The following is a 10616-nucleotide window of genomic DNA, read 5'->3' on the forward strand; positions in this document are numbered from 1 at the left end:
AGTTTAATAAAAGTCCTAAGCCATTACAGTGGCATGAATTATTTGAAGCAGTCACCTCACAAATCTCTACTGATAGCAAAAAGAGGAGTAGCTACCCTGCATTTAGTAAAAATTTGATTAGAGAGGTTCAGGAAGCACTTAAAGATACTAGAGCAGGCTCCACCAACTGTATTGAGCAACTGCTAGATGACTTTCCTCAGCCAAATGCACAACGTATTTTGGGGTGGGTGCGTCATTTATTAAATGATAAAAGCATAAACCAAGAGAGTATAGCTAAATACGTAGGCTGTATAGGACGTGATTGGCTAATGCTAACAATGGATGAGGATATAGATGCGTGGGGTAGCAAAGAGTATGAGACTATCTACGAGCAAATCATTCAAAGCAAAGTTAAAGATGGCCGAAAAAAACCTGTCATGAAAAAAGAATCTAATCTCATCGGTGAGCTGGCAGGTCAGATTGAGTTTTCATATTTGAATAAGCTAAAAGATACTCAGAAATTTACCTATGGCCGTTTGCGAACTTTCCATGATTATCAGCGTGATTATTACGACGCACCTTATGTGTATTTTCCTTGGGGTAGTAACCGCCAAGTTATAAAGGCCAACATAATATCTCCTCGAATTTATCGTGCGATGAAAGCTTATATCAATAACTCAACGCTAGAGGATGAACAAAAAAGACTGTGCTTGGTTATTTTGAGCTTAGCTTACCGCTCAGGACTGCGTATAAATGAGCTCATTGGCATTAAAGTGTCGGATATCGCTGATATATATGTTAATGATGATAATTTAATAGTAGGAAAGCCTAAAATATGGCTAAGACCTAACCGTTATCGACGGCTAAAGAGTAGTAGTGCTAGTCGTGTTATACCACTAGCATGTCTATTCAAACAAGATGAGAAAAAGCTTTTTATTGAGTTTTATCATTACCAAGAAAGATTAAAACGAACATATTTATTTTCACAAGGATCAGGTAGGCAGCCGCTCCCAAGCACATTTTTTAGTAATATGATGAAAGTAATCTGGGATAGATTACTTGGGAGCATGATTTTACTTTTCATAGCTTTCGGCATACAGCAATAAGCCATTTAGCTTTAGCATTACGCAAGTCTCCGCTAGTATCTGTAATGACTGATTATGAGTTAGAGCAGTGCAATGCAATTAGTAAAAGTATTATTGGATATCATCAAGAGCAGGGGGCCTGGTTTGGGCTAGCAAGCTTTGCAGGTCACTTAACCTGTGATACCACATTCGAGCATTATATTCATACTGCTCATTTGCTGGCAGGTATTCAGATAAGCGAGTCAAAATTGAGACTGCCGCTTACAGTCTTGCAAGCGGTAACGGGCCTTAACTATAACTCAGTGTATAGAAAGGATACTACTGCTTATGATCCCGCGACTAAGTTGGTACAGTTATCGAAGCTAAGGTCGTACTTAGTTAAGAAGATTAGTGTTAGCAACCAATCTTTGTTTAACTGTGAAGATCTGAACGACAAAGCTCTACCGGCCACAACTAGTGAAAATCAAACTCACTCTCACTTAGATGAAAAAAGTAACTCTATTTTTATTCACTCGAAATATTATGATGTGATCGCGTTTTTAGAGGAATTAGAGAAGGTTAGTTTAGACAATCGGAATAAGGCGCTTCCTGAAGTAGCGATAAGGTATGGAATTAGCCTAAGCGAGGCTAGAGAGCTTTACTTTAATGCTAGGCATATTTTTATAAATGAGGAGAGATTATTGCTCGGGGCACCAAAAGGTAGTAAAAATCAGGAATTACTAGTTAGAGCCTTAGATAGGGCTTATCGACTATCTATAAAAAATCCTGAGGCTCTCAGAATTTTCGTAGAGATATTTTCAAATAAGCAAAGTTTTAACTCGTCGTCCCTGCATTTTGGTATTAAGCAAAGTCAGAAGGAGCTTTTAAAGCAGTTTTTGGATGTAGGCTGTCAACTTATTAACGCGTCACACTGGCAGATTAGAGCATCGAGTGAGAAAGCAGTCACCGACTTAAAGCAAAGTTTAAGCTTGGATAGTCAGATACGAATTGGAAGTCGTTTAAACTATCATGGTTATGAGATTAGAGTAGTGCAGAAAAAGACTATCCCTTTGCTTGGTTGGTGAGCCGCACCTCAAAACGCTGGCAGTCGTTTTTGATGCTACTGCTAATCATTCCATTTTGGACCAACTCTTTGGTTCGTTTGTATGCGGTTAAGCTGATTATGGCGGCCAATGGGTTATTAAGCAGCGCCTTAATTGGTATGGGCTTAATTAATGAGCCTTTGCAGATTTTATATACCGAAAAAGCGGTGATTGGCGGGCTAGTGTACCTGTTGTTTCCATTTATGGTGTTGCCATTGTATGCGGTATTTACAGACTTGCGGCAGGACATTGTATTAGCATCTAAAGACTTAGGCGCCAATAAGTTTCAAACCTTTTGGCATGTGATTTTACCGTTGACCACACCAGGTATTATCTCTGGGGTATTGTTGGTGCTGCTACCGGCAATGGGCATGTTCTATGTGGCTGATATCTTGGGAGGGTCTCGCAACTTGTTGGTAGGTAATATTATTAAGTCCCAATTCTTAGATGCCCGAGATTGGCCATTTGGTGCGGCAGCCAGTGTGCTGTTGACATTGACCATGGCGATATTGATTGCGGCATATTATGCCAGCAGCAAACGTATCGGCAAAACCGATCACAATGAAGTGGCTTAGGGGAGGCGGATATGACCAGTACAACAATGAGCAATGCAATGAAATGGTTCTCTCGTCTCTATTTGACCCTAATTTATTTGGTGTTATTTGCCCCTATTTTGGTAATGGTGGTGTTCTCGTTTAACGCCTCTAAAGTAGGGTATAGCTGGGCGGGCTTCAGCTTACACTGGTATCATGAGCTTTTTAGCAATGAAGCGATGATACAAGCTGCGATTAATTCAGTGCTATTAGCAGTAGTGGCGGCCACGGTGACCACAGTGATTGGCAGTCTGACCGCCCTGTCTTTTCAGCGTTATGATTTTAAAGGCAAAAGCGTCTTACAAAGCCTATTGTTTGTGTTAATGATGTCACCTGAGATTGTATTGGCAATTTCTTTATTGGCGTTGTTTTTAATGATAGGTATTGAGCTGGGCTTCGTGACCTTATTATTGGCACACATTACTTTCTGTCTACCGTTTGTGGTGATTACGGTCTCAGCGCGTTTGGCCAGTTTGGACAACAGTTTATTGGAGGCAGCGCGTGATTTGGGTGCCAGTGAATTCACCATGATTCGCACTGTATTATTGCCAATTATCTTGCCAGCAGTATTGGCCGGCTGGGTATTGGCGTTTACCTTGTCTTTAGATGATGTGGTGGTATCGACCTTTAATACGGGCGCCAGTTTTGAGATTTTACCGCTACAAATCTACTCTATGGTCCGTGTTGGGGTTAAGCCGGAAGTTAACGCTGTGGGTACGATTTTACTGGGTATATCACTAGTAGGTTTGCTCATTTCTCAATTACTACTTCTCAGAAAACGTTAAGGATAAGTTATGCCAAAGAACCATATGCCCAAAAATAACCTTGTCACACGTCGACGTTTTTTGGAGATGACGGGAGCAGGACTGATAGGCTTAACAGGTCTTGGTTTGGCAGGTTGCCAACAGTCTGGTAAGAATGAGAATGAGGTAGCAGATGCGACTTCTACTCAAAATGCACCAGCTACTAAGAGAGGTAAAGTCGTAAACGTATATAATTGGACTGAATACATCTCTGACAGTGTGCTTAAAGCTTTTACTGCGGAAACGGGTATTGAGGTGGTTTACAGTACCTTTGACTCCAATGAAGCAATGTATGCCAAGCTAAAGCTGATGCGCAATAGTGGTGATTATGATGTCATATTCCCAGGTACTGATTTTGTTGATAAAATGCGAAAGGAGAATATGCTTGAAGTGCTTGATCATAATAAGATCAGCAACTTTAAACTTTTGAATAAGACACTGTTAAATGCAGAATTTGATCCTGAAAATAAATATAGTGTGCCTTATTTATGGGGGTCATCAGGAATTGCGGTCAATACTAAGCGTATAGATTTATCGTCTATTAATTCATGGGACGATTTGTGGTTACCACAATATAAAGGTCGAGTCATGCTGATGAATGACCTACGTGACGTATTTTCTATGAGTCTTTTGACACTTGGTTATCCTACCTCAACTCAAGATCCCTATCACATCAAAGCAGCTTATGAAAAATTAGCAACATTAATGCCAAATGTGCGTACTTTCAACTCAGACGCGCCGCGTATGCCATTTATGGAAGGTGAAACCTATTTGGGATTGGCTTGGAATGGTGAGGTTATTATGGCGCAAGACCAAGGTATGCCTGAGCTTGATTTTGTTTATCCTAAAGAGGGTGTCATCATGTGGATGGACAATATGGCCATTCCTAAAAATGCGAAAAACTTAGAGAACGCTTATACCTTTATCGACTTTTTAATGCGCCCTGAGAACTCAGCGATTATCAGTGAAGAAATTGGTTACGGCTCACCGAGTGATGCTGCTCGCGCCTTAATGCCACCTAAGATGGCAAACAATGAGATTATCTACCCGCCAGCGGATAAAATGGGTCACGCTTTATTCCGTCGAGATGTTGGCGATAAGACCATGGCACTGTATCAAAAATACTGGGATCGTTTAAAAGTCGATATGTAGTTTGATAGCTGCCATTTTTTTGAAAGGCAGTCTTTAATATTTTAAATATGAACCCTTAAAAAGCCATTTAAACAAAAGGAGCGTTAGGACAGTGTGCCATGTCCTGCTCCTTTTTAGTGGGTAATCTAATAATCTCTATCGAAGATGGTTGCTGCTCCTGCCAATCTATCAATCCCATTGATACAAACTGTTCCAACCAACCTTGCATCGGCCAATGTTGCCATTTTTGATAAAAACGATTGGCATTAATCACGATGCTGTCTAAGTGATTTAGCGGTGGACGAGACACGCTATGCTGTTGATGGTAAGCCACATCCGCGCTTAGGTAAAACTTAATACCTAGTGAGCGAGCGGTAAAAGCAAAATCCGTATCTTCTGCACCATAGCCAATATATTGGGTGTCAAAACCCCCTATTTTATCGAACTGCTGTCGGGTAATGCCAAAGCATAGACTCCAAAAAGCCCCGTAATCTTCAGTCTGCTGTAACGCCGTTTGCAATGTCCCATCGCTGTCTGAGTCTGTAGCGGGCTTTGAAGGTATTGAGTCACTAGGATCAAAGTTAAAACGGTAAGGGTTATAGACCGATATCTGGTCAAGATGTGACGTCGGTAATTGACCCAACTTTAACTGCAGGCTTTCCTCAGAGCTTAACGGCCGAGTTAGATAACGCGGCTGTCCCATTAATAAAGCTTCAGGGTGGCGTTGTAACTTCAGACTAAACTGTTCAATAAAATACGGTGCCACTATACAGTCCACATCCAGAAAGATAAGCGCATTTTGACTGGCATGCTGCGCTCCCAAATTGCGATTGTGGCCGATATCGAACTTAGCGCTGTCCTCAGTTTTAGGGCTTGATGCCACTGTGGTAGGTATCTTGATAATATTTAGCGCAAACTCAGCCAAACGCTCAGGGTCTGCATCGTCGTTGATGATAATCACTTCAGCAGGTTGAACGCTGCCTTGTTCAAGACTGCTTAATAAATTATATAGATGGGTATTGCGGCCATAACAAGTGGTAATGACACTGACTTGTGCCAAATCAGGCATTGAGGACGTCGATTGAGATGCAGAATGAGAAACCATAGGTGATTATCTTTGATATTGAAATGTCGTAAGTTAGGCCATGAATAAGTTTAATCTGGTTGTAAATTAATGCGTGGCAGCAACCAATCTTGAAACCATGAATTAATAGACGTGTAAATTTTCGTACTTTGCATAAACTCTTCGGCTATTGAAGGTTTTAGATTTATATTAGAAGTTATAGTATTAGTAACAAAATCATTATCACTAGCAGATTGAGACACCTCTGTTTCAGATATTGCCGTCTCAGATATTGGTGTTGCAGATATTGCTATTGCAGATATTGGTATTTCTGATTCTGATTCTAGTATAGGTGCAGGATTAGAGTTATTTGAAGCTTGCCCCATAAATAATGAGTTATCTGAAAATAATTCATTACCATGCCTGGAGACTAATTGTTGAAAATAGTCCCAATCTACTGCGCGTCCTTCTTTTATCAAGGCCTGAGCTGTAAAATGTTGCTCATCATGAGGTCTAAAATCTGGTAATACCACTAGAGGCGTATCAGTGCTATAAACTTGTGCAATAGCGTTTAAGCCACAAGCCATCAGTAAACAATCACTATGTTCTATAAAAGGTGTAACATCGTTAACTTCAGCAGCGATATCTACAAAATCACGTATATCATGATGTATTGGACCTAATGAAATAATGAGAGCATGAGGCAATAGTTCTCGCAATTTGGGCAGTTTATTATCAATATCTTCATGCCCACCGTAGCCTTTAATCACCGTTATAATGGGACGATCATCTACCTCTATAGGTAGATTATTATTATTTGCAAAAGACACCAACGAGGCAATAAACTCTGGATAAGAAACATTAGCAAATTGAACAGCGTTTATAAAATTAAGATATAACGTCTTAGAAGGTAACCATTGCGGGGTAACACCAGCATCTAAAGCCTCTGGGTAGGGTGCAATCATAGCTAATGACCCAGCAAAAGCATTTAAATGAGGGGTATCATCACGCACACCGGGTAATCTTACATACAGATAAGGAATACTTGCGGCTCTGCACAGCATTGCAACCTCAACACTGACATCAATAATCATAAGCTCTATATTGAGTTTATGGATACTGTCTAGAATCTTATGGCTGCGCTTTTGTATATTGCTATTGCCCACTGGTGAATAATGCAAACTATTAGGCTGCCAGTATTCTCCGGCCCTACCTTTTAAGGTATCGCTCTCAAGTTCATCTTCTGCAGCCAACCTAATCACTTGCAACTCAGGTATAGAGTTAAACGCATAGGTCTCTGCGCTTAAACTGGTAAATACGGTGAAATGACTTCTTTGATCAGCGGGCAATAAAGCCGCCAACTTATCGGCTTGGCGGCAGTGTCCTGACCCATGATGGTGAGCATAGTACCCGATATTCATTGATATTATTCCTGACCAAAATTTGAAACAGCGAGGTCAACAGGCTGCGACAATGGCTGCTGAGTGTCGTTATCAATATTCACGAATCTATTAGCCTGACGTTTAAGGCTATCCGTACCTTTAATATTGTCAGCGCAATCTACTAGGTGTTGCCAATCAGGCTGCTGGCGTGCTGATTGGCTGGCTCGTGTTGTGTTCAATAAGGCTGAGTCAATTTGAGCTAGCGTCTGGTAGTATAAGTCTAAATAGCCCTCTACCATCGCTTGCACAGAGCAAAACTGTAAAGCGCGCTCATGACAAGATTGACGCGAAATATTTTTAATCTCATTAAAGCCTTGTACAAAAGCGTTCCCATCTTCTTTGGCGACGATAATACCTGTCTCCGGCGTGATAATTTCAGAGCTTGCTCCGGCATCGAATCCTAATACCGGAGTACCACACGCCAAACTCTCTGCAAGAGTCAATCCATAGGGCTCATCCCAGGTGCTCGTAAATAGCATAGCGGTGGCTTGGCGTAGATATTGATTAATCTCAGAGTTAGTAAGATGACCCACATAGCTAAACAGCTTGTCTTTACCAAGACTGGCATCTTGCTGCAATAAGGGTTCAACCTGCTCGTTAAAATATCCTTCATTACTCTTTGGTCCGGCAATAATCAGTTTCTTATTGGCCTGTTTGCAATACTGCATCGCCAAATGGGTGCCTTTTTCTGGGCAAATACGACCACACCAAAAATACACCTCTTCCTCAATGGGCTCTAGATTGGGAGTAAAAGATGTTATATCGATACCATTGTAGACCACGTGGGAGGGCACAAATTCTGAAAAAAGCTGCTGCTGATATTCGCTCACCGCTGTAAATTGGGTACTGGTACCCTGACTGAGCGTTAAAAGTGCCAGATGCAGTGTGGGGAAAATAGGGGTATGAAAGGTGGTGAAAAAACGGGGCCCAAAAGCTTGACCGGTCATCATAGGAATATGGTGTAAGCTATGATTATGAACAATATCAATGTCACCACGTTCATCACGCGCAATGATGTCGCGCATTGCCATTTGATAAGCTAAGTAACTGTGTAGCTCTTCACGGCTCATTGATAAGTTTTGGGGGCCAGTTTCTCCAATGAGCTGATCAAATTTATCTTCAGTGAGCAATGGCATTAACGTCGCTTTTGTTTTACTGTCTTTGTGTGCGTATAACAGCACTTCATGACCAAGATCTACTAAGCCATCGCATATTAAATGTGTCATCTTCTCTAACCCGCCAGCATAAGGCTCGGCAATAGGATATAGCGAGTGGGCAATAACCGCTATTCGTAGTGGGGCAGGTGAGTGGGGGTTAGTAGCAATATAAGGATCATTTTGAAATGACTCAGCAGGTTGCTGAGCGGATCTTGTAACAGGAGAAGATAACATAGGGGTCTCAAGACGAAAAGTCGCAAAAATATAAGGTTATAAAGTCGTTTATGGTTTAAAGATCATTGTTTAAAAATAATTATTTAAAGCTAAAATTCAGCATATTCATAACTAAGTACATGGATAACAAAAGGCGATTAAAGTTGCTTCTTATCAAAATAAGTCACATCAGATTTACTAATAAACTGTTGGTTATTAGAGGCTTCTAGGTTAGACAGCTTAGACTTCTCAATGACCTTAGCTAAATTGTCTAGTTTGGCAGTGGCCTCTAACTTAGAACGCTCTAATGTTGTTTTTATGGCTAATTTAGCGGGTGTCGGGCCAACAAACTGGCCTGTGACTGTATTAATATATTGTTCTGAGCGCATTGTAGCTATTTTCACCGGCTTTTGAGTCTTGGCAGCAGAGAAGTTATTAATAGCCACCATTACTGAGGCAACCTTTAGCAACAGGAAGCTAACCGCACAAACAAACAGTGCAGGCGAATAAAAGTCAGTCAGCGGTGAGACCATCACAGCAGTGAATAGGTTTAATAGCAACAACAGCTTGGGAGCAACCATCAGACTCTTTAACCATGGGGCAGTATGATCGGTCATCAAGTTATGCTTTGGCGTACAGTTAAAGGGTTTATTTTGCCCCCACAATACGGGCGCCCAAGATAAGGCTCCCAGCTCCCAGAAGTTAAGGTGCATAAGCCAAGTACGAAGTTTACCTTTGAGGGTAAATTGATGTTGATGATTGACCTGCTTATTAAGAGGTGCCTTATCATTTAAATAAGCCATCAAACGTCGAATCACAAAAAACGCATAACCGCTATAAACCATCATCAAAGGCAACTGTACAGCCGCTTTAGAAATAGGATAAACAGTAGACACCGCAATCATTAGCAAAGCGAAAAGGTGCAGCACAATAAACGGACCAGTAAAGTTAACCCAAGCCGTGAGCTGAGAAAAATGGGCCCGCAAATATTCCAGTCTTTCGCCCATACTCTGTGTATGTCTAAAAACACTGCTGTCTTTAGATGTTGTGGGTGAAGCTGAGGGTGTTGACGTTTGAGTGGCATCAACTTTAGAGGCAGGTGCAGAACTAAAATAGCCACTAAGCACCTGCATATTACCGTATATCCAACGTTGGCGCTGTGACATCAAGTCTTTCAATGTATGAGGCAATAGCCCTGTAGAGATAACTTCAGGTATGAATTGACTGAATAACCCACTACGGTGCATTTTAACCCCCATCTGGGCATCTTCAGTAATTGACGCTGAAGACCAACCACCAAGTGCCAATAAGTCACTACGATTAATAACAGCGAAAGTGCCCGTAGATAAGGCTTTTGAGCAATTAAAAGAGCGCAATAAGTGATGATTAAAATAATGGTTTAACTCACTTTGTACTTCAGTTTGTGCACTACTGCGATAAAACTGGGGGAACTGTAGCAAAGTATGCTTAGGATAAGTAGCGATAGCATTGGCAATGGCCGCTCTTGCATGGGGAAGCGCTTGGTAGTCACTGTCTACGACCACAATGTGGGTGCAGTCATCATCCATCAGCTGAAGCGCTAAATTGAGCGCACCTGCTTTATAACCCTTCACCGAATCGACATGATAAAAGTGAACGTTTAACTTAGGGTGTAGTTTATTGCAGTAGTCTGCCAGAGGCTGATATAAATGGGTTTCTTGGTTGTTATTATCAACAATAAGAATTTCATCTTGAGGTTTCTTTACGGCCAATAATGATTTAATAGTCTCTATCACAAGCTCTGGTGGCTCTGCTCGAGTCATAATTTGAAAACTCAAAGCTACCTGTTTCTGAGTATTTAGTTTGTCAGAGCTTAATTTATCCAATTTATAGGTATTTGATTTATGGATATCTGAGATATAAGTATTTAACGCAGGTTTATCCAAGCTAGGATTGCCTAAAGTTAACATCTGCTCATTTGGGAGTAGCGGTTTAAAGTCTTTTATTATAGTGTTTACGCTTTTTTTATCGTTTTTTATAGTATGAAAATTTAGCGGTCTGTTACTCATGGATTATCCTTGGTTTTATC

At 41.0% G+C, this 10616-nt stretch carries 8 protein-coding genes and 1 pseudogene; 5 read left to right on the forward strand and 4 right to left on the reverse strand.

Features of this window, described 5'->3' with window-relative positions; genetic code table 11:
• The 5 genes and pseudogenes from A1019T_RS09795 to A1019T_RS09815 all read left to right on the forward strand — a co-directional run.
• A partial coding sequence (locus A1019T_RS09795) for a site-specific integrase (protein WP_143514105.1) occupies window positions 1–1085 on the forward strand: 1085 nt, incomplete at its 5' end.
• Window positions 1086–1129: 44 nt separating this feature from the next.
• Entirely contained in the window at window positions 1130–2128 is a 999-nt protein-coding gene (locus A1019T_RS09800; RefSeq protein ID WP_077451493.1) for a hypothetical protein, read from the forward strand.
• Window positions 2107–2721 (forward strand): annotated as a pseudogene (locus A1019T_RS09805) (ABC transporter permease subunit); the annotation flags it as partial. The gene A1019T_RS09800 and the pseudogene A1019T_RS09805, both read left to right, overlap by 22 nt.
• 11 nt (window positions 2722–2732) lie before the next feature.
• Entirely contained in the window at window positions 2733–3524 is a 792-nt protein-coding gene (gene potC, locus A1019T_RS09810; RefSeq protein ID WP_244156621.1) for a spermidine/putrescine ABC transporter permease PotC, read from the forward strand.
• A 9-nt stretch (window positions 3525–3533) separates the two neighbouring features.
• Window positions 3534–4694 (forward strand): ABC transporter substrate-binding protein, encoded by a 1161-nt coding sequence (locus tag A1019T_RS09815; RefSeq protein WP_077449427.1) that lies wholly within the window; start codon window positions 3534–3536, stop codon window positions 4692–4694.
• A 67-nt stretch (window positions 4695–4761) separates the two neighbouring features.
• Here A1019T_RS09815 and A1019T_RS09820 read toward each other — a convergent pair whose 3' ends face one another.
• From A1019T_RS09820 to A1019T_RS09835, 4 genes are all read right to left on the reverse strand, one after another.
• Window positions 4762–5778 (reverse strand): glycosyltransferase family 2 protein, encoded by a 1017-nt coding sequence (locus tag A1019T_RS09820; RefSeq protein ID WP_077449426.1) that lies wholly within the window; start codon window positions 5776–5778, stop codon window positions 4762–4764.
• A gap of 50 nt (window positions 5779–5828) precedes the next feature.
• Window positions 5829–7157, reverse strand: coding sequence for a hypothetical protein (locus A1019T_RS09825; protein WP_077449425.1), 1329 nt, complete (start codon window positions 7155–7157; stop codon window positions 5829–5831).
• Between the two features lie 5 nt (window positions 7158–7162).
• Window positions 7163–8569: a glycosyltransferase gene (locus A1019T_RS09830; RefSeq protein ID WP_077449424.1), complete on the reverse strand. Its 1407-nt coding sequence runs from the start codon at window positions 8567–8569 to the stop codon at window positions 7163–7165.
• 137 nt (window positions 8570–8706) lie between these two features.
• Entirely contained in the window at window positions 8707–10596 is a 1890-nt protein-coding gene (locus tag A1019T_RS09835; protein ID WP_077451494.1) for a glycosyltransferase family 2 protein, read from the reverse strand.
• Window positions 10597–10616: the final 20 nt, after the last annotated feature.

The sequence above is a fragment of the Psychrobacter piechaudii genome (genome assembly GCF_900162825.1).
Classification (GTDB): Bacteria; Pseudomonadota; Gammaproteobacteria; order Pseudomonadales; family Moraxellaceae; genus Psychrobacter; species Psychrobacter piechaudii.

Coding starts and splice junctions, on each gene's coding strand:
- A1019T_RS09815 (WP_077449427.1), top strand. CDS start 3,534: ATGCCAAAGAACCATATGCCCAAAAATAACCTTGTCACACGTCGACGT.
- A1019T_RS09800 (WP_077451493.1), top strand. CDS start 1,130: ATGACTGATTATGAGTTAGAGCAGTGCAATGCAATTAGTAAAAGTATT.
- A1019T_RS09835 (WP_077451494.1), bottom strand. CDS start 10,596: ATGAGTAACAGACCGCTAAATTTTCATACTATAAAAAACGATAAAAAA.
- A1019T_RS09830 (WP_077449424.1), bottom strand. CDS start 8,569: ATGTTATCTTCTCCTGTTACAAGATCCGCTCAGCAACCTGCTGAGTCA.
- A1019T_RS09820 (WP_077449426.1), bottom strand. CDS start 5,778: ATGGTTTCTCATTCTGCATCTCAATCGACGTCCTCAATGCCTGATTTG.
- potC (WP_244156621.1), top strand. CDS start 2,733: ATGACCAGTACAACAATGAGCAATGCAATGAAATGGTTCTCTCGTCTC.
- A1019T_RS09825 (WP_077449425.1), bottom strand. CDS start 7,157: ATGAATATCGGGTACTATGCTCACCATCATGGGTCAGGACACTGCCGC.